17 protein-coding genes are annotated in these 20,728 nt (G+C 40.1%); 4 read left to right on the forward strand and 13 right to left on the reverse strand.

The genetic code is table 11. The features are described 5' to 3' along the window. The first annotated feature begins 166 nt into the window (after positions 1-166). Positions 167-1,075, forward strand: coding sequence for a hypothetical protein (locus AC4PL9_RS12005; protein ID WP_491604989.1), 909 nt, complete (start codon positions 167-169; stop codon positions 1,073-1,075). Here AC4PL9_RS12005 and AC4PL9_RS12010 read toward each other — a convergent pair. The 12 genes from AC4PL9_RS12010 to AC4PL9_RS12065 all read right to left on the reverse strand — a co-directional run bounded on the left by AC4PL9_RS12010 (position 1,072) and on the right by AC4PL9_RS12065 (position 15,481). Next, the gene (locus tag AC4PL9_RS12010; protein ID WP_491604990.1) at positions 1,072-1,602 is read right to left on the reverse strand and encodes a GNAT family N-acetyltransferase; all 531 of its coding nucleotides are present in this window, start codon (positions 1,600-1,602) and stop codon (positions 1,072-1,074) included. The two genes, AC4PL9_RS12005 and AC4PL9_RS12010, sit on opposite strands and share 4 nt — an antisense overlap. Further along, positions 1,596-2,513 (reverse strand): glycosyltransferase, encoded by a 918-nt coding sequence (locus tag AC4PL9_RS12015; protein ID WP_491604991.1) that lies wholly within the window; start codon positions 2,511-2,513, stop codon positions 1,596-1,598. The genes AC4PL9_RS12010 and AC4PL9_RS12015 overlap by 7 nt, the downstream gene beginning before the upstream one ends. 3 nt (positions 2,514-2,516) lie before the next feature. After that, the gene (locus tag AC4PL9_RS12020; protein ID WP_491604992.1) at positions 2,517-3,530 is read right to left on the reverse strand and encodes a ketoacyl-ACP synthase III; all 1,014 of its coding nucleotides are present in this window, start codon (positions 3,528-3,530) and stop codon (positions 2,517-2,519) included. Next, on the reverse strand, positions 3,530-3,766 hold the full coding sequence (locus AC4PL9_RS12025) for a phosphopantetheine-binding protein (protein ID WP_491604993.1): 237 nt from the start codon (positions 3,764-3,766) through the stop codon (positions 3,530-3,532). The genes AC4PL9_RS12020 and AC4PL9_RS12025 overlap by 1 nt, the downstream gene beginning before the upstream one ends. Positions 3,767-3,885: 119 nt before the next feature. Next, the gene (locus AC4PL9_RS12030; RefSeq protein ID WP_491604994.1) at positions 3,886-5,673 is read right to left on the reverse strand and encodes a cytochrome c oxidase subunit I; all 1,788 of its coding nucleotides are present in this window, start codon (positions 5,671-5,673) and stop codon (positions 3,886-3,888) included. 32 nt (positions 5,674-5,705) lie between these two features. After that, positions 5,706-6,866: a cytochrome c oxidase subunit II gene (locus tag AC4PL9_RS12035; protein ID WP_491604995.1), complete on the reverse strand. Its 1,161-nt coding sequence runs from the start codon at positions 6,864-6,866 to the stop codon at positions 5,706-5,708. Between the two features lie 33 nt (positions 6,867-6,899). After that, the gene (locus tag AC4PL9_RS12040) at positions 6,900-8,087 is read right to left on the reverse strand and encodes a quinol:cytochrome C oxidoreductase (RefSeq protein ID WP_491604996.1); all 1,188 of its coding nucleotides are present in this window, start codon (positions 8,085-8,087) and stop codon (positions 6,900-6,902) included. A 32-nt stretch (positions 8,088-8,119) separates the two neighbouring features. Further along, complete coding sequence (locus AC4PL9_RS12045) at positions 8,120-8,884, reverse strand: c-type cytochrome (protein ID WP_491604997.1); 765 nt, start codon at positions 8,882-8,884, stop codon at positions 8,120-8,122. A 6-nt stretch (positions 8,885-8,890) separates the two neighbouring features. Further along, positions 8,891-9,427, reverse strand: a complete 537-nt coding sequence (locus AC4PL9_RS12050; protein WP_343790638.1) for a DUF3341 domain-containing protein — start codon at positions 9,425-9,427, stop codon at positions 8,891-8,893. 12 nt (positions 9,428-9,439) lie between these two features. Continuing rightward, positions 9,440-10,846 (reverse strand): NrfD/PsrC family molybdoenzyme membrane anchor subunit, encoded by a 1,407-nt coding sequence (nrfD, locus tag AC4PL9_RS12055; protein ID WP_343790641.1) that lies wholly within the window; start codon positions 10,844-10,846, stop codon positions 9,440-9,442. 27 nt (positions 10,847-10,873) lie between these two features. Then, a complete protein-coding gene (locus AC4PL9_RS12060; protein ID WP_491604998.1) occupies positions 10,874-14,113 on the reverse strand; it encodes a 4Fe-4S dicluster domain-containing protein in 3,240 nt (1,079 codons plus the stop codon). A 30-nt stretch (positions 14,114-14,143) separates the two neighbouring features. Continuing rightward, entirely contained in the window at positions 14,144-15,481 is a 1,338-nt protein-coding gene (locus tag AC4PL9_RS12065) for a cytochrome c3 family protein (protein WP_491604999.1), read from the reverse strand. Positions 15,482-15,833: 352 nt separating this feature from the next. Between AC4PL9_RS12065 and AC4PL9_RS12070 the strand changes: the two genes are divergently transcribed. The 3 genes from AC4PL9_RS12070 to flxY are packed head-to-tail and all read left to right on the forward strand — an operon-like array spanning position 15,834 to position 19,285. Next, positions 15,834-16,313: an SPOR domain-containing protein gene (locus AC4PL9_RS12070; RefSeq protein WP_491605000.1), complete on the forward strand. Its 480-nt coding sequence runs from the start codon at positions 15,834-15,836 to the stop codon at positions 16,311-16,313. Next, a complete protein-coding gene (locus AC4PL9_RS12075) occupies positions 16,294-18,021 on the forward strand; it encodes a C45 family autoproteolytic acyltransferase/hydrolase (protein WP_491605001.1) in 1,728 nt (575 codons plus the stop codon). The genes AC4PL9_RS12070 and AC4PL9_RS12075 overlap by 20 nt, the downstream gene beginning before the upstream one ends. Further along, positions 17,990-19,285, forward strand: coding sequence for a flexirubin biosynthesis putative acyl-CoA ligase FlxY (gene flxY, locus AC4PL9_RS12080; RefSeq protein WP_491605002.1), 1,296 nt, complete (start codon positions 17,990-17,992; stop codon positions 19,283-19,285). Before AC4PL9_RS12075 ends, flxY begins: the two co-directional genes overlap by 32 nt. Positions 19,286-19,369: 84 nt before the next feature. Here the strand turns inward: flxY and AC4PL9_RS12085 are convergent. Next, positions 19,370-20,728 (reverse strand): hypothetical protein (locus tag AC4PL9_RS12085; protein WP_491605003.1); only part of this gene is annotated, 1,359 nt, incomplete at its 5' end.

The raw sequence follows: 20,728 nt of genomic DNA on the forward strand, positions 1-20,728 counted from the left end.
TAATTACCGTTAAATAAAAACGCAGAAATCCCCTTGTAAACACTTAGCTGACAAATATATACAAAAATGTAACTTTCACCCAAGAGGGGCTGCCCCCTCAAAAAAATTAACCCGTTCAAAATAAAAAATTTGTAGTTTTACTACATCTAGTACGAAAAGTTAATTTGTGATCAACCTTGCACATATCGTTAATCCCGTAAAAACCGGAGAAGATTCTGACTTATTTGTAGCACAACCCGTTACATTCGAGTCAATGATAAGAGCGCGTCAATTTTCGAAATTTACAAATCAGATAACACTTTACACAACGCAATTTGAAGAAGATACGGAAGTAATACCCCCCGAATTTACACAACTCTCGCACCTCGAAAAAAGTATTTTAACTGTGAATACCGAATTAAGGGGGAAAAAATTACCACTGATTCATGATATTCTGGAAAAAGTATATCTTGAAACAGATGAACAGTATATAATCTACACAAATGTTGACATTGCCCTTATGCCACATTTCTACGATCGTGTGGTTCAACTGATTGAAAACGGGCATGATGCTATTGTAATTAATCGAAGACGAATCAGACCCGATTATAAAGGAATCGAAAACCTTCCGGAAATGTATGGTGAGCTTGGCAGGTCGCACCCGGGTTTTGACTGCTTTGTTTTCAAGCGTGATCTATTCGATAAATTCAAACTTGGTACTATTTGTATCGGTATATCATTTCTGGAAGTCACACTCATCCACAATTTATCTGCTTTTGCTGAGAAACCGGTTTTTATACTTGATGAACACTTAACTTTTCATCTGGGAACGGATGTTTTGGTTCCCAGAAAAAAGAATCCGTATTATCATCATAACAGAAAAGAATACTTCGAGAAAATCAGACCACAATTAGCCTCTAAATTTGAGTTGAAAAAGTTTCCTTATGGAAATCGTCCCTGGTATGAACGATCGGTAAAATGGGTTCTTAACCCTTCACTATTTACAAGGACTTATTTACAACTTGAAGGAAAGAATCTCTTCCAAAGAGTAAAAATGTTACTTGATGAAATCAGATGGCGAATCCTCCAACGTTAAATCAATTGAAGTAGTTTCATCAGTTTCGGTTCTTTTATACGGAAATTCTTCTCCGTCAATTTCCATTTTCCAAAACCCGGGCTATACTCCCCTTCTCTTATGAATCCAAGAAATTCATTATAATTTTCTGCCTGTTGATTACCCTTCTTTATTTTTGCATATACTTTTTTCAAACCCAATTCTTCAAACGCAAAATGTAATAGCAACAAAGAAGCTTCCAACGCAATTCCCGTACCGGAATAGGATACCTCTCCTATAAATAGACCGGTATCAGCCATTCTCTCTACTCTATCAATATGCGCCAGATGAATCATTCCTATCGGTACCTCGTTATATCTGATCAGGAAATACCGGTTTTCGTCATTTGTGACTGAAGACAGCCATTTCATCTGTTCTCTCTCACTAATTACATCCTGATACTCCATTTGACTCCTGATAGGGACGGAATTTCTCCATACTCTGACAAGTTCAGCAGTTTCCGGCGTTAAGGATTCCAGCACTAAATTATTCCCTTTCAGTCTCAACATTTCTTCCTGATCAACACTCTGTCAAAATTCTTCTGAGCCACCCAGAGTCTCCGGATATATTCACCAATAATACCCAGTGAAAGCAAAATCATACCCGTAGAAAAAAAGATCGATACAATAAGCGATGTAAAACCGAGCTCAGAGCCAAAAGCAAATTTAGCGTAGATATAATAGCAACCGATAACGAAAAAGACAATAGACATTAGTAACCCAAAACGTGTAATTATTTTCAAGGGTAATGGCGAATGTAAAATAAGAATCTGGATCGCAAAACGAATCAGTTTCCAGGTTGAATAATTTGATTCTCCATTAGCTCGTTTTGCATGACTCACCTTACAACTTTCAATAGCAGAAGCATTTCTGAGTAAAAATTCATCCAGAAAGACAACAGGAGATACCGACAGTTTAAATCCCTCAATAACCTCAGACTTCATCAAGCGAAAAGAAGTTACTATCGAATAATCAATATCTGAATATCCCATCAGCCTTTTTAACATTTTACTGCCAAGGTTTCGACCCGCTGCATGAGCCTTATCACCGTACGTTCCATAAACAAGATCAAGATCGTCCCGGTCCATCTTCTCTATCATAACATCAAAATCTTCCGGATTCTGTTGTAAGTCATCATCCATAGTACCTACAAGAGAAGAAGAAGAAAAGGAAAACCCAACAGCAGTTGCAGTATGTTGACCATAATTTTTTGATAGTTGAATTACTTCAAAAGAAAAGTTTTTGATCTCACGCAATTTATCGACAAGACATTGAAAACTGTTATCTACACTTGCGTCATCCACAAATATAAAGTGTACATTGGCAGATACATTAGCCGACCATTTCTCTAAACTTAGCAGCAGATCAGGGATGTTCGCTTCAGCATTATATACGGGAATTACTATGTCAATATCCTTCATACACTATAGTTTCAACGAAAACGGGGGGAAACATATCTCAGGATTTAGCTTCAAAACCACTGATGCAATTGAAAAACCAACACCAAAACCACTCAATAGTGTCCACTTCTCACTATCCAGTTGTTCCCCTACTACTCCAATTGTAACCGGGATGCTTGCTGAGGCCGTATTACCATAATCATATAATGTAGAGGGTACTTTTTTAAGAGGAACAGATAGTTTTCTCCGTACTGCTTCATTAATTACTTTATTAGCCTGATGGAAAAAATACAAACCAACATCCTCTTTATCAACAGAAAAATGCTCCAGCAATCCCTCTATATTTCCAGGAACATGTTTTACAGAATAATTAAATATGTCGATCCCATTCAACCGCATATAAGTCTTACCATCTTTTCCTATGTCTGTATATATCGCATTACGACCTTTACCGAATGTTTCAAGATTAAAATGCATATCTGACGATTCACCAGCAGATTCTGACCTTTCAATCCCCACAACGGAGACAGCATCCGAAAAAACCGGCCGAACTGCTTTGTCTGTCTCCTCCGTCAGGAAAGAGGAAATATCTCCACAACATAAAACAGCCCGGGCATAATCACCTGATAAACCGGACAGTACCTGATTTACCGTATAAAGACCATATACGAAGCCCGAACAGCCGGAATTAATATCGTAACAAAACACTTTTTCCTCCAAATCCAGAAGTTCGTGCAGTTTACAAGCTACCGACGGAATTGCATTAAACTGATTTTGCGTAACACAAATCAAAACATCGATAGTTTCCTTTTCCCAATTCAGCTCTCGCAGAAGTTTTTCAACCAAAGGGGTGAAAAATTGTTCAATAGAAAGTGATCTATCCTCGACAATTCTTCTAAAACGGATTCCCGTATGCTTGACTAAAGGTTCTCTTTCTTCCTCTGCGATCAGTTCCAGAATCAGATTATCTTCTGTATACTCAGGAACACCAGAAACTACTCCCTTTATACAGGTATTACGAGTAGTGAAGTATCCCATTATTCAACTGCTTTAATGAGTTCATAAATATCCTTTAATGTAGTGCACCCTGCCAAATCCGAAGATGAAACCAACACATTCATTTCATCACTTATGCGGGAAATGAATACCAATGCATTTAAAGAACTCCAGGTTCTGATTTCTCTGAACGGCATATCTGCATACACTTCTTCCCGGTCAACCAAAAGCTCTTCTGCAGTAAAATCAAGAAAATCGTCAATAAGCAGTAGTTTCATTATCAAACAAATATAGTAGTAATCAAATCAATTTAAACTGAAAGATAAAAAAGAAAAATGAATAAAAAAACCCGCACTCTTTCAGAGTTACGGGTTTCAATTATATACATTTTCAGAAATTAATGTTCTTCTTCACCTTCTGCCAAAGGTACTATCTGAGGGATAAAATCCTCTTCAGCACCAGGCTTACTATAATCGTAAGGCCATCTGTGTACTTCAGGAAGAGCTCCCGGCCAGTTTCCGTGAATATGTTCAACCGGTGTAGTCCACTCCAGTGTATTTGACTTCCATGGGTTTTGAACTGCTTTAGGTCCTCTGTAAATACTATAGAAGAAATTATAAAGGAAAATCAGCTGAGCAAATCCACCAAGAATAGCAAACACCGAGATAATTTGATTCAATTCAAAAATAATCTCGAATTGGTTCGCATCGAATGTTTCGTATACTGAGTAATCATAGTAACGACGTGGTGCCCCTGCAATTCCAACAAAGTGCATTGGGAAAAATACTCCATATCCTGAAATAAGAGTTGTCCAGAAGTGAACATATCCCAATCTTGTGTTCATCATTTTTCCATACATCTTAGGGAACCAGTGATAAACCCCCGCAAACATTCCAAATACCGCCGACATTCCCATTACAACGTGGAAGTGCGCAACAACAAAATAGGTGTCGTGGACAGCAATATCAAGTGCTGAATCAGCAAGAATAATACCTGTAACTCCCCCAGTAATAAAGGTTGATACCATACCCACGGCAAACAACATGGCCGGAGTATAAACGATAGAACCTCTCCACAGCGTTGTCAGGTAGTTAAATACTTTAACTGCTGATGGAATCGCAATCAGTAGTGTCGTAAACACGAAGACACTTCCTAAGAATGGGTTCATTCCTGTAACGAACATATGGTGACCCCATACTATAAAGGAAAGGAAACCGATCGCAAGAATAGAACCGATCATTGCACGATATCCGAAAATAGGCTTACGCGAATTCGTAGAAATAATCTCCGAAGAAAGTCCCAAAGCAGGAAGAAGTACAATGTATACCTCCGGGTGTCCAAGGAACCAGAACAAGTGTTGGTATAATAACGGAGAACCTCCGGTATTATCAAGCATTTCACCACCTACAATAATATCGCTCAAATAGAATGATGTTCCCATAGATCTGTCCATGATCAACAGAAGCGCTGCAGAGAAAAGAACAGGGAAAGAAAGCAGACCAAGAACTGCTGTTACAAAGAATGCCCAGATTGTAAGCGGCATTCTTGTCATGTGCATTCCTTTTGTACGTAAATTCAAAACAGTTACAATGTAGTTCAATGAACCGATCAATGATGATGCGATAAAGATTGCCATCGAAGTCAACCAAAGAGTCATTCCTAATCCTGAACCAGGAACAGCCTGTGGTAATGCCGATAAAGGTGGATAAACTGTCCATCCGGCCATTGCAGGTCCTGTCTCAATAAATAACGATATAATCATTATTGCAGAAGAAAGGAAGAACAACCAGTAAGAAAGCATGTTCATGAATCCGGATGCCATATCACGTGCACCAATCTGGTAAGGGATCAGCAAGTTAGAGAACGTTCCTGACAAACCTCCTGTCAGAAGGAAGAATACCATGATCGTACCGTGCATCGTTACCAAACCAAGGTACATGTTTCTATCCAGGATACCATCCGGTGCCCATCGATCTCCTAGAAATGCATGCAAGAAATCCGAACTTTCTTCCGGCCAACCTAATTGAATACGGAACAAAATAGATAATAACATCGCTACCACTCCCATGAACACCGCAGTTAACAAGAACTGCTTTGAGATCATTTTATGGTCGTGACTAAAGATATATTTTGAAACAAAATTCTCTTCGTGATGTCCGTGTGCTTCGTGAGCTCCAACTGCCATTTTCTAAAATTTATTTGTTAGTATAATTAATCTTATTTCTTAAATGTGTTTTCAGCAATTTCCTGCGTCCACCACTCATTGTATTGTGCTTCATCCAATACTTCGACAAACAACTTCATATTTGAGTGCGATGCACCACAAATTTTGTTACACATCAAAATATACTGGAAATCATCATCATTCAACTCTTTACGCATCTCTTCTGTAGTCATAGATGGTGTAAACTTCATACGTGTCACCATTCCAGGTACAGTGTTTATCTGCGCACGGAAATGAGGGAAGAAAGCACTATGTATGATATCTTCAGCACGGAAGCTGAATTCATACTCTCTACCTTTACACAATACCAACTTTGTATTTGACGGTTTTACAATATCATCGTATGCATAAACATCAAGACTATCATTGTGCAGATTTTGTAATTGTTTCAAACGAAGATAAATTCGTTCTTTACTTGCCAAATCTCCACGCAGCTTTTCCAAAGACTCAACCGAGAAAATATTATCCGGATTATTAATGCGTTTCTCCGCAGCTTTAATCAAGCTATCCATTTCCTGAACACGTGCATCAATTGTATTACGCGTAGCCAATCCTAACGGGTTATTTCCGTTGATTAGTTTGTAGTCAAATTTACCCAAAACATTGTCTTCTCCTGCATAACGTACTGTCCAGTCAAACTGTTTTGAATATAACTCTACTCTGATTGCATCCTCTCCAGAAGCTCCTTGTCTCTCATTCCAGTTTTTCAGTCCAAGAATAATAATAACCGCAAGAACAATAGAAGGAACAACTGTCCATAAAAGTTCCAGTTTGTTATTATGAGGATACCAATATGCCTTAACACCCGGTTTTTTGTAATACTTATAGGCAAACCAGAACAATAACCCGTTCGTAAGGAAGAAAACTAATAAAATAATAATCAAATTCAATCCCATCAAACTGTCATATCCTACACCCTCGACAGAAGCTGCTACAGGAATTCCTCCTGCACCATAGCGAGCTACCATCCACAAAAAAGACCCGAAGAAGATAAACATGAACAGCAACATTAGATTTGCATTCATCTTGTTATCTCTCAATTCAATTTCCTCCTCGCGACGATTACGCAGCTTCGAGGTCAATTCGTAAACCCGCATCAATTGCGCTACAGCAATGATTCCTAAAACGATTACGATAAGTGCTATGAACTTCATTCTTCCTTATTTATTCGGTTTTTTTACTAAATCTTAAATTTCATGATGAATACTCTCATCCAGGAACGGGTGATTCACCGGCGTAAGAGGAGCTTTTGTTAATGCGTTCAACACAACATATATGAACACTCCAGCAAACAGAAGGAACAATCCGACCTCAAAGAAAGAAATCGATGCACCACTTCCGATTGATCCCGGCACTACCATCATGTATACATCTACCCAGTGGAAAACTAAAATTACCAAACCTACAAATGTAAGAATTCCAGAATTACGTTTTGCTTCACGCGACATCAACATAAGCATAGGAAGTGCAAAGTTGATAATAAACATTGTGAAGTAAAGCAATTTAAAGTCCTCTATTCGTTGTTGGTAATAAATTACCTCTTCTCCCATATTCGAGTACCAGATCAACATAAACTGTGAGAACCATAGGTAAGACCAAAGGAAAGAAGTCGCAAATGTCCATTTTCCAAGGTCATGAATATGACTATCATTTACTTTCGGTAAGTACCCGTTCTTCTTAAGGTGTAATGTCAATATTACCAGAACAACCATCGTAGAAGTCCACATTCCGGCAAAAACATACCATCCGAACAATGTAGAGAACCAGTGTACATCAATTGACATGATCCAGTCCCATGAAGATGTTGAACTAAACACAGCGAAAAGAACAAGGAAAGTAGCTCCTTTACGATAATTCTTAAAGTGAATGTCAGTACCTCCTACTTGGTCCTCCAAAAGTGAACGCTGACGGAATCCACGATAGAAAATATAATATACCGCAAGATAAATTACTGTTCTGATCAGAAAGAAAGGAATATTCAGATAAGCTGATTTATTCTGAATAATATGATCATTCGCCACTGTATCCGGATCCATCCAAATATAGATGTGACCTCCGTGTGTTAAAGAAAGTACTACAAAAACAATTAACAATATAATTGCCCCCACCGGGATATAACCTGCAACACCTTCAATAACTCTCTTTACATAAGCGTACCAACCTGTTTCTGTGGCATACTGTAAAGCAAGGAAGAACAAAGCTCCCAAAGCTATTGCGAAAAAGAAGAACCCGTCAATCAGAAAGTTCGCCATGATTCGCTGAAATTTGTCCTCTCCTTCACCCATCGTGAAGACTCCGACAATTGCTAACAGTGCTCCAATTGATATCAATCCGAGAACAAGTTTTTTTGACTTATTTGAAATACTAAATTCCATCGCTGTGCTTTTTTGTACTTTCTTATAGTTAATTATCCTGCCACCTGGTTATCATCCTGAACATCTCCTTCTGCATCTTCCGTTACCTCTCCCTCGTCTTCAACAGACTCAGACTCCGGATACTTGTCATTCTGAAGTTTGTTTATGTAATGAATTACATTCCAGATTTCTTCTTTATTCAACAACGAAGCATGTGCTCCCATCAAACCTTTTCCGTAGTAAATAGAGTAGAACATTTGTCCATCTGCTATGGTAAGTGTTCCGTAATTTGGTACTCCGGAGTAAGCTCCCGATTCAACCATCGGCCCTTTTCCATCTCCTTTTTCACCATGACAGTGCTGACAGAATTTCGCGTACAATTTCTTTCCCTTATCCAATACTTCTTTGGCATTATCTGCATCAATCAGAACGGGATTCATATCCTTTGCTGCCAATTCGTACTCTCTACCCAGTGAATCACTCAATTCACTTCCGTAGTGCCCGTGAGACATATCCATTCCCTGATCAGCAAGACGGTGATAAGGAAGCATCATTAGTACATGCTTTTTATCTGTTCCATGGTAAGGAATTGTCCCTACCGGAGGAGTCATTGCCGACTGAGTCAAAGCACGGTTTTCATCATAACGTTCTCTTACCTCTCCATAATCCACATACGGTTCAATTGCAGGTGAACGATACATGTCTGGCATGTATTCATAATACGGACTATCTGCATTTGAACTACAGGAAGAGAAAAGGATCACTCCCGCAGACATGGACAATGTTAGTGTAGCTATTGCCTTTAAAGTTTTCTTCATGGCAAACTATTTTAATTCTTTTTGATCTAATTCAATAATTCCCGTTTCCTTCAGCATCGCCTGTAATTCATCCTCAGAAAACTGAGCATTTTCAGACAAACGTAGCTCCATAACAAACTTGTCATCTGTCGTTCTAGGATCAGGGTTATCCGCCTTCATACCTGGCAATGTTTTGTTACGCAACAAATACGTAATTGACATTCCGTGAGCAGCACAAAGAACTGTAAACTCAAACGTAATCGGAATAAAAGCGAGCATATTCTCCAAATACGTTCCGTTTGGTTTACCACCAATATTCATCGGCCAGTCATCAATCATGAAGTAACGCATACCGATCGTAGCAAGCGTAAGACCAGTAAGACCATAAATGAAGGACATGATTCCTAAACGTGTCTGTTTTACACCGATTATTGGGTCAATACCGTGAATCGGGAATGGAGAGAATACCTCTGCGATTCTGACACCTTTTGCGACCAACTTCTTTGCACCATCTTTTAGTACATCGTCGTCGTCATACATTGCATATAATACTTTATCCGCCATGTCTGTGCTTCATTAATGATTATTACTTTCATGACCATGTGCATGGTCGTCCGACTGATTTTTGTATGATTCTCCTGAAGACTTCAGAATTGTCTTAAGCTCGTTCAATGGTAATACCGGGAAGAAACGTGCAAACAACAAGAAGAAAACAAAGAACAATCCGATAGTTCCTACAAAGATTCCGATATCAATGTGTGTCGGGTAGAACATACTCCAAGAAGATGGAAGGTAATCTCTGTGAATTGATGTTACGATAATTACAAAACGCTCAAACCACATACCGATGTTTACTACAATCGAAATGATGAATGTAAACAACAAACTTCTTCTTAACTTCTTGAACCACATCAACTGCGGAGAGATTACGTTACAGGTCATCATCGACCAGTAAGCCCACCAGTATGGTCCGGAGAAACGGTTAATAAATGCGTATGATTCGTACTCAACTCCGGAATACCATGATACGAAAAGCTCTGTAAGGTATGCCACCCCAACTATCGAACCGGTTACCATGATTACAATATTCATGTATTCTACGTGTCTTGTATGAATGTATGCCTCAAGATGCATTGCTTTACGCATAACCAACATCAGTGTCTGTACCATCGCAAAACCTGAGAATACCGCTCCCGCAACGAAGTAAGGAGGGAAAATCGTGGTGTGCCATCCCGGAATAACTGAAGTTGCAAAGTCAAAAGATACAATCGAGTGTACCGAGAATACAAGTGGTGTAGCAACACCGGCAAGTACAAGTGAAACCAATTCAAAACGATTCCAGTGTTTTGCTCTTCCTGACCATCCGAAAGCCATCAAAGTATACATTTTCTTAGATAGCGGATTCTTAACACGATCCCGTAAAGTAGCAAAGTCAGGAATCAATCCAATATACCAGAAAACAACTGATACAGAAAGATACGTTGAAATCGCGAATACGTCCCAAAGAAGTGGTGAGTTAAAGTTCACCCAAAGCGATCCGAACTGGTTAGGTAACGGAAGTACCCAATAAGCCATCCAGATACGTCCCATGTGAATCAGAGGGAAAAGCCCTGCCATAAATACAGCGAAGATTGTCATCGCTTCAGCAGAACGGTTAATCGCCATTCTCCATTTCTGACGGAACAAAAGAAGTACTGCAGAAATAAGTGTTCCGGCGTGACCAATACCTACCCACCATACAAAGTTGGTAATATCCCAGGCCCAACCAACGGTTTTGTTCAATCCCCAAACTCCGATACCTGTACCCAGAAGATAAAGTATTGTACCTACTCCGTATAGTCCAATAATTGCGGCAATCGTAAATAATACATACCACATTTTGGGTGCCTTGTCCTCGATAGGCTTGCAAACGTCATCTGTAATATCGTGATACGTCTTGTGGCCTAAAATCAGGGGCTCTCTAATCGCGGATTCCTTGTGCATTACAATTTATTTTAAAAAATATTGTTATTAATGATGACCTTCATTTCCATGCCCTTCACTACCGTGATGAGCGTAATCCTTTTCTACCTGAGCAGCATCCAACCCGGCATTGTCATGGTTACGAACTTTAACCTGGTACCAGATATTTGGTTTCACACCAATCTCTTCCAGTGCCTGATATGCACGCTTACCTTCTGAAGCACCGCGTACTTCCGAATGCGTATCGTTCCAGTCTCCAATTGTGATAGCATTTGTAGCACAAGCATCAGCACATGCAACCGTTACATCACCATCCTTAACGGGTCTTCCTTCTGCTTTCGCTACAAGTTTACCTTCCTGAATTTTCTGAACACAAAGTGAACATTTTTCCATTACACCACGTGTACGGACAGTTACATCAGGGTTCAACACCATACGTCCAAGATCATCCTGAGCAGGGTTGATTTCTGTAAACTTCTTATATGCAGGATAATTAAACCAGTTGAATCGACGTACTTTGTACGGACAGTTGTTCGCACAGTAACGTGTACCGATACAACGGTTATAAGCCATTTGGTTCAATCCTTCGTTCGAGTGGTTAGTCGCCGCAACCGGACATACTGTCTCACATGGTGCGTGATTACAGTGCTGACACATCATCGGCATAAATACTACCGAAGGATTTTCTTCAATATTATCTTCTAATGCTCCGTACGAGAATTCTTCTTTCTTCGTACCAACAGCTAATTCATCTTCTGACTTGTAATAACGGTCAATACGCAACCACGCCATCTCACGTCCACGTCTTACTTCATCCTTACCAACAACCGGAACGTTGTTTTCAGACTGACAGGCAATTAGACATGTTCCACATCCTAAACACGAGTTTAAGTCGATAGAAAGCGCCCAACGGTGCCCAACATGTTCAACCGGATGAGAAGTCCACAAATCAAATTTACTTACATGCTCCTTACCATGGTGCGTTGTAAGCATATGTGGTGGGTTATATGCTGTTTCATTCTTCTTATTGAAAATATCAAGCGTTGTTTCTCTAACAATAGAAGAACGTCCCATAGCTGTCAACTGGAACTGTGTTGCTGCAATCGGGTAGTTTCCTCCGATCTTTTTCACAGAACCAACAACATCATACGACATATACCCGGCAGAAATATCAATCAGTCGGAAAGCATTCTTACCAATAGAAGCACGTTTACCCTCTTCCATTTCGTATCCTCCGTATTCTTTCGTACGGAATGCTGCTTTACCTATTTTTTCTCCATTTTCTCCACGTCCGTAACCAAGTGCTATACCTATTGTACCAGACGCTTGTCCAGGAGTAGCAATCACAGGCAATTCGAATGTTTCATTTCCAACAGTAACACTCGCCAATGTAGCTCCATGTTCCTGATCCATCTTTACATTGTAACCTGCATCCTTCGCTTCTTTGTAGTTCATGGTGATATAGTTATCCCATGTTACTTTAGAAAGTGAATCCGGCATTTCCTGCAACCATGGGTTTCCGGCCTGAAGACCAATACCCATTGATGCTTTTTGATACAGTACTACTTCTACATCACCACCTTTTGGCAATTTACCTGCAAGTCCGTTAAGAGAAGCAGCAAATTCAGGAGATGATGGAGCCTCAGCAGGGACAGTCATCGCACTATCGTGTACTGACTTATTCCAGAATGTATGGAAATCAGCAAACTCTGTTTGACGTGTAAATCCTTCCTGTTCCCAGATAGTACGTATATAATCAAAGTAAACTTTACTTTCTCTTCCTTTACGGTTTGCTTTACCTGCCCATACAAGGAATGACTCTTGCGCCGACGCTGTATTGTGCAAAGGCTTGATAGTTGGCTGTGCAATTCCGTAATGATTTTTCACCGGAGCGTAATCGTTCCATGTCTCTAATGCATGATGATCAGGACAAACGTATTGACAGTTCGCAGCAGTTTCATCATTCCAGGAAGCAGTTGAAACAGAAAGACCTATTTTTGAAATAGCCTCTGACAATTTAGCTCCGTTTGGTGTTGTGTAAACAGGATTCGTTCCGTAGAAGATGACTGCATCCGGACCTTTCCCTGCCAGCACGTCTTTAACAAACTTCATCATCTTCGCCTCTTCCGATTTAAACATCGCAACAGGATTGTTCAGATTGATAGTTGTCGTATACGCACCCAGTGCGTGGTTAATCTTATTCGTGATAATCTGAAGTGCTTTGTTGTTTGATCCACAAACCACTAATGATTTACTTCTACTCGATTTCAAAGCTTTAACAGCTTCCTTCACTTCTACCATCCCCTTTACGGCAGATGTATCAACACCGGCAACTTTTCCAGCTCCTACTCCTTCAGCTATTGCAGCTAAAACAGCAGCATACTGTGAAGGCTTAACCATTCCCCGGTAATCTGCATTCGCACCCGCCATAGACATATTTGCCTCAAACTGGAAGTGCTTGGACATTTTTCCCGCTTCGGGTTTTCTGTTCTTCGCATACTCAACAGAATATGCATTAGCAAGCAACCAACCATTCAGGAAGTCAGCTCCAACAGAAACAATTGTATCTGCCTTCGCAAAATCGTAGGAAGGAATAACATCCATCCCGAAACTATCTTTATTCGCCTGACGAATTCCGTCATACGATACCGCATCATACTGGATGTGTTCAACATTACCGTATTCTGCCGAGAAATCAGAAATAACACGAAGTGTCGAAGGACTGATGATTGTATTCGAAACGATTGTGATTTTTCCGTTCTTCGACTTGATCGCTCCAAGTGATTTTTTAATGTCTCCATCTACTTCAGACCAGGTAGTTTCTGCTCCGTTTTTCAATGGATTCTTAAGACGTTCTCCATCGTAAAGTGTCAAAACAGAAGCCGCCATTTCAGGAGTAAGTCCTCCGTAAGTAATCCCGAAGTCGCGATTACCTTTAATATGAATAGGACGCCCTTCGCGTGTCTTCACTAAAATTGAAGCGTAAGAATTACCATCGTAATAAGTAGATGCGTACCAATTCGCCACCCCGGGAGTAACATCCTCAGGTTTTGTAACGTATGGTATCGCTTTAGTAACCGGAGCTTCACAAGCTGCAAGTGTCGCTGCTGCCACACTGAATCCCAGAAACTTTAAAAAGTCACGACGATCTGTTGATGCTTCTCTTAGCTTTTCATCTGCCAAGAATTCATCAACACTAAGTTCTTGAGGTGCGATTTCACCACGAGACTCGAAGTACTCAGGTTTTGCATTCACTGCTGCAAGATCTTTCGGATTATTCTCTGTCATTCCCATATTTCTATTGACCTTCAAATGTTATTAATAGTGACACTTCGCACATTCCCAACCACCAAGTTCCTTAACGGTCACTTTATCATCTTTCAAATACTTCTGGTATAATTCTTTATCATTATCCATAAGTCGACGGTGAATCTCGTCATAGTAACCTGAACCAACTGTATTTACAGGACCGTTCGAAATTTCTTTCTCACCATGACACTCGATACACCAACCCATTGTTAAAGTAGGGCGTGTAAGTTTAATATTTCCTTCTATTGCTGACAACTCTTCAACCGGAACAACTCTTGCCGTTTTCTCTTTCGTCATATCTCCATGACACTGCTTACAATCAAGACCACCTACAAGAACGTGCTGCTTGTGATTAAAGTAAACGTGATCCGGTAAAACGTGTACCTTATTCCAAACAATAGGATCGGTTTCACCTGTGTAAGACCCCGGACCTTCCGGATCAAATCCAGCCGCTGCATAGATTTTTGCAATCTTTTCTTTTTGCGCATCGTCTTTCCCTTTCACTCCTTTGTGACAGTTCATACAAACATTCACTGTAGGAATACCAGCCGTTCTTGAGCGTTCCACTGAGTTGTGACAATACTTACAATCGATACCGTTAACACCGGCGTGAATATCATGAGGGAATTCAATTGGCTGCGAAGGTTGGTAGTTATGATAAACCCCTACCGTATTCAACGCCAGGTATCCGTATACCAGACCTGACATAACCACAACCAACACAATAATTCCTACAAACTTTCTGTTTTTAAACGCCCATGAACGAATCTCATCTCCATAGCTCTCTTCAGCAGGAGCGGTACCGGTTTCATTCTCAACCGTAGCATATTTCAATTGGCGACGAACACCTCCGACTGCCAAGATAATACCCACGAAAACAATTCCGATCAAAATCCAAACCCATGAATTAGACTCTTCCTCTACTGGTCCGGAAGCCATATCTCCACCAGCAGCCCCAGTACCACCAGCGGCGACAGGAGCAGTATAATTATCGGCATAATCAAATATCGCCTCAATTTCATCATCTTTCAAAAATCCAAACTTAGACATCGCTGTTGGTGACCAGGTAGCAACAGATGCCGCATACGGATCCTTAGCTGCAGCAACACTCCAGTCACGCACCCATTCATGAAGCGAACCTTCTAATGCTCCGCCTTCCTCCCATTTAGCCCGAACGCCTTGCAACTTAGGACCGGTACTGCTCTCCAGCACCTTGTGACAGGTAGCACAATGTGTAGTAAACAACTCTTCCCCGTTGGCTGCCCATGAGAAAGAAGTCACTGAAACATAAGTAAATGCAATAAGCCCCAGAATAAACCCGGACGTCTTGCCAATTAATTGATTCATAGCCATTTTCATTAATAAAAGCTTTATCGTTCGCTAGTACGGATACTTTTTATTGTTCGCAAATTTAGAAGAAACAGCTATTCCCCTGACAGTTTTATGACAAAAAAGATCGGTTGGCGGGTAATTTAAAACGATTCTAAATAACTAAAATCACAGTGAAGCTGCATTGCCTATTTCTAGTCAATGTTTTACACTTCTGTACCCATGCTTCAAGCGCAAAAAAATGTTAAATCCATCTATCTGTTTCATGAATTACTTTTCGCCACAACATCCAACGTTCCGACAAAAAAAGTAATTTTGTTGCCGGTTACACCTTACTTAGGATGGAACGAAAATTGTAACACAGAAAAACATGAGATCAATACTTATTATTCTTTCAGTAGTTTTTACCTGCTCAACTGTTTTTTCACAGAATGAGGATTGGCTTACTTATCCGGTTACCAAAGAGACCAAACAAAGTCCGGGAAAAGTAGTCTACAAAGAAGATCCACGAACGCAAAAATTGATTGATCACTTATCCATCCCCCAACCACCAGAATACAAGGTTGTAATTGATGGGTATCGCGTACAGATTTATTTTTCTAACGACCGTACTCAAATTAACCGTCAACGTGACATCTTCCAACGCAGTTTTCCGGATACAGAGACCTATGTTCAATATGAAGCTCCTAATTACAGTATTAAGGCTGGTAATTTTCGCACAGAATTGGAGGCAGAAAAGCTTCGCTCACAAATTATAGCTGAATTTCCTGCAAGCATCATTCAGAAGAGTAAAATAGAGCTTCCTAAAATCAAAGAACCGACAGAGCTGGATGACGAACAGGAGAAATAGAAAAAAAAGCAAGAGAAAATCTACTGTCAAAAAGCTATTCCTTTTTGGTAGCGAATGGTTCTTTATCCTACTCTTCTTTATTACATTTTGGTTTTCTTATGTGATTGTACTGGATGTTCCTCCTATTGAAAACCCGGATATTCTGCATCAAAAAAGAAAGGAAGTAAGTTCTTCCGTACGAACATTTGGAAATTCATGGGCGAAGAAAAGTAATGATACGGACTGGATCGTGTATCTGGAAGGGACTCCCTTTTCGAGAGGATACGCTTACGGACAACTCATCAAAGAATCTGTACAATTACAGGAAGATCATTTTATAGACCAGATTGAGAAAATGGTTCCTTCAGCAGGGTTCAGAAAGTTTCTGATGGTGATGATCGCTTTCTTTAATCGCGATCTGGATGAGTATATTCCCCAGGAGTTCCTTTCAGAAATCTACGGTGTTTCGTTCTCTTTTTCGGACAGTTACGATAACCTTGCCGGCAAATTTGATCGTATTCTCAATTATCATGCAGCGCACGACATTGGTCATGCCCTTAACGATTATGCAGTAGTCGGATGCACTTCTTTTTCTGCAAAAGGAGAATATACAGAAGACGGATCAATGCTGGTCGGGAGAAACTTTGATTTCTACATGGGTGATAATTTTGCCCGTGAGAAGGTTCTTACTATAATGAAACCAAGCGAAGGATATGGTTATGTTTCCTATTCGTGGGCCGGTATGATGGGAGCGGTATCGGGAATGAATGAAAAGGGAATCTCTGTAACGATTAATGCTGCGAAATCGCATCTCCCTACAGTATCCAAAATGCCTATTTCTCTGCTTACCCGCGAAATTCTTCAGTATGCTGCGACAACGGAAGAAGCTATCGAGATTGTTAAAAAACGTGATGTGTTCGTTTCTGAAACATTTATGGTTTCTTCTGCTTCGGAAAAAAAGACAATTTTAATTGAGAAGGCGCCACAAGCAATGGATGTGTTTGAAACAGCTGATGAGCTTATTATTTGCTCCAACCATTATCAATCGGAAGCTTTCAAAAAAGATGAGTATAATCAGGAAAACATCAGAGAATCTGACTCCAAGTTCAGATACGACCGCATGCAGCAACTGATTAATGAGCAATTCCCCCTTACACCTGTCAAAGCAGCAGGAATATTACGCAATAAAGAGGGATTGAACGATCAATTCATTGGGTATGGCAATCCTAAATCGATCAATCAGTTTATTGCCCATCACGGAATTATCTTCGAACCTGAAAAGATGCGCCTTTGGGTATCAACTTCTCCTTATCAAATGGGAAAATTTGTCTGTTACGATCTCGCAACAATTTTCAATACAGAAACACTTACCCATACATCTCCGATCACTATCGATTCACTTTCTATTCCGGAAGATGCTTTCATTCAGACTACTGACTTTGGAGCTTTCAATCAATGGAAAACTATCAAACAATTACTCTTTGAAGATTATTTCCTCGGAAAAGAATATTCGCTGACCCCTGATAAGGAACAAGAGTTCATTCGTTATAATCCGGAAAGTTATGTCACGTATATGACGCTGGCCGAATTCTACAAATCCAAAGGAGACTGTAAAAAAGCAGTTGATTATCTGGACATTGCCCTTACTAAGGAGCAAGCCTCTTTGAAGGAACAAAAATCTATCGAGAAACTACGTAATGAATGTATTGAACACATATCCGGAAATTGATTTCAAAACTTCGTCAGTAATTCAAACTGCTCAACTTGAAAAGTTAAAGCAATTACTGTACTATGTTTCTGAAAATTCCACCTACTACAAAAACCTGTTTGCAGAAAATTCGATCCATGTTCATTCAATTCATTCATTGGAGGACTTTCAAAAACTTCCTTTGACAACCAAAGCAGATCTCGCAAAATACAACGAAGATTTTTTATGTATTCCACTTACGGATGTAGCTGACTTTACCACAACATCCGGAACTACCGGACGCCCGATAGCATCTTATCAATCACGAAGAGATCTGGACAGACTGGCTTACAATGAGGCACTATCCATGTTATGTACAGGCGCAGGAAGTGAAGATGTTTTTCAGCTCATGACAACAATTGACAAACGTTTCATGGCCGGATTAGCTTATTACCTTGGTATTCAAAAAATAGGTGCAGGAATTGTACGAAATGGTCCGGGAGGAATTCCTCTCCAATGGGATTCCATTTTACGTTTCAAGCCAACAGTTCTTATTGCAATTCCAAGTTTCATCCCTGATCTGATTGATTATGCCGAACAAAACGGAATTGATTATAAAAACAGTTCTGTACAAAAAATCATTTGTATCGGTCAACCGCTACGCAACGAGCAATTAGAATTGAACGAACTCGGAAAAGCGATCTGCTCAAGATGGGATGTAGAACTCTACTCCACTTATGCTTCTACCGAAATGGCCACTGCATTTACCGAATGTCAGGCGGGAAAAGGTGGACACATGCCCTCAGAACTCATTTTTCTTGAAGTATTAGATGAAAAAGGAAATCATGTCAAAAACGGAGAACCTGGTGAAGTCGTAATAACAACTTTAGGAGTAGAAGCAATGCCACTGGTTCGGTATAAGACAGGAGATGTTTGTCACTATTTTTCTGAACCCTGTAGTTGTGGGCGAACCACTCCGCGACTAGGCCCTGTAATCGGACGTAAAAATCAAATGCTAAAAGTAAAAGGAACCACAATATTTCCTTCTGCTATTTACGATGCTGTTGAGAAAGTAATTCCCGAACCGGATTATATTCTTGAAATCTCATTGGGAGATTACTCCAACGATCACATTACAATTCTTATTGATAATAAACACATCGCTAAGGCTGAAAATCTATCCGTCCGTCTGAAATCTTCACTACGTATGATGCCCGAACTCAAGTTTACAGACAAACAAACCCTACGCAAACTAAAGTTCCCCGAAGAAGTAAGAAAACCTCTGAAATTTGTAGATAAACGCTAAAACAGGATAAGACTGAGAACACGAAGTCCTCAGTCTTACCCTTATTGCGAAAAAACACAACACAGAAACCTCCCGATACGTTTATCAGAAGTCTATTATCTGTGTAAATACCGGAGCTTCGCTGATCAGTATTCTCCCCTCAAACTCGACAAGTTTCAGGTAAATTGTTTCCTGATAATCAAATTGCGCTTCAAACTTACTCAACGCTTCTTTGGACATACCCGCTTCCTGGTATTTTTTCTTTACACTTTTATCTCCTCCATACCCTTTACGTTTTCCCTGAAGGTTAAAGTACATTTTTCCTCTCTCAGCAACTTTTCCAAACGAAATTCCGGAAATGGCAATGTCAACTCCCGGGTGATTATCTCCCGGCTTCAACTCGACAAACGTATTCTTCAATTTATCAGCCTGTTCTTTAAACGCTTTGATAATTTCATCCCCACCCGGAACAATAAATGCTTTTATCTTCTCCTCTGCGTCCGGTTTACCTAAAAAGAAATCCGCAAACGCTTCTTTGGCACTTTTTATATATACTTCCTTATAGACTTCTGAAAAATAAGGTATTTCTGCAGGTTGTTTCTCCTTTTGATATACTTCCCGAAATCCAAATGCTCCTGCTGTTTTGTACAGGTTTTTATCTCCTGTGGGAGTGCCGTGTTCAATTGTATTACCGGGTCCTCCTTCAAAACCGACAAAGGTCCAATCACCCCGCTGCGCTTTGTTTACACTTCTTTCGAAAACAACTTCAATATAGCCTTTACTGTTTGTGTAATTTTCTTTCGCGATTGCTTCTTCCTCTGCCGGGGTATCATATTCAATGGTCTCACCAGTCAACACATACTGCCGAATAACAGACTCCTTATCCGAATAACTCTCTCTCCTTTCCGGACGTTCTGACTTTTCAATCTTTGAAATAGAAGTAAACGGTTCTACCAATTGAATGTCCATTTCTCTACTGTAAGCCGCTGGATGCCCTTCCATCTGTAAAAGTGAAGCAACCAGCAATTCATAGAATAGTGCGTCTTCTTTTCCTCCTTCAACCTGCCAGGGATTTCCAAAGTGCCAGGAATAATAACTCCAGCTATTCTGCAAAACCGAACTCTTTATCCTTGAATATTCAACAACCAATGGAAGGACATACTTTACCCCTTCTTTATTAGGTGGTGTTGTTACTTTAAACGTTACAGTAGCTCTGTCCTCCGGCCAATACCAGTTAAGACGGTATCCCTGATTTGATTTAAATACATTCCACTCACTTTTGACGGGTGAGTCAGCCGATGCATTCTGTTGCATTTCAAATTTGCAGGCAGCAGGGTTTGCAATAAGATACTTCTCCCGTAAGGATTTACTTACAAATGTATTCCCCGCCTGATACTGTTTAAATACAGATTCAACAGAAGGCAGTGCAGGAGCCTGTCCGCTTACTGATAGTGACAGAATACT

The sequence above is a fragment of the Wandonia sp. genome (genome assembly GCF_984588085.1).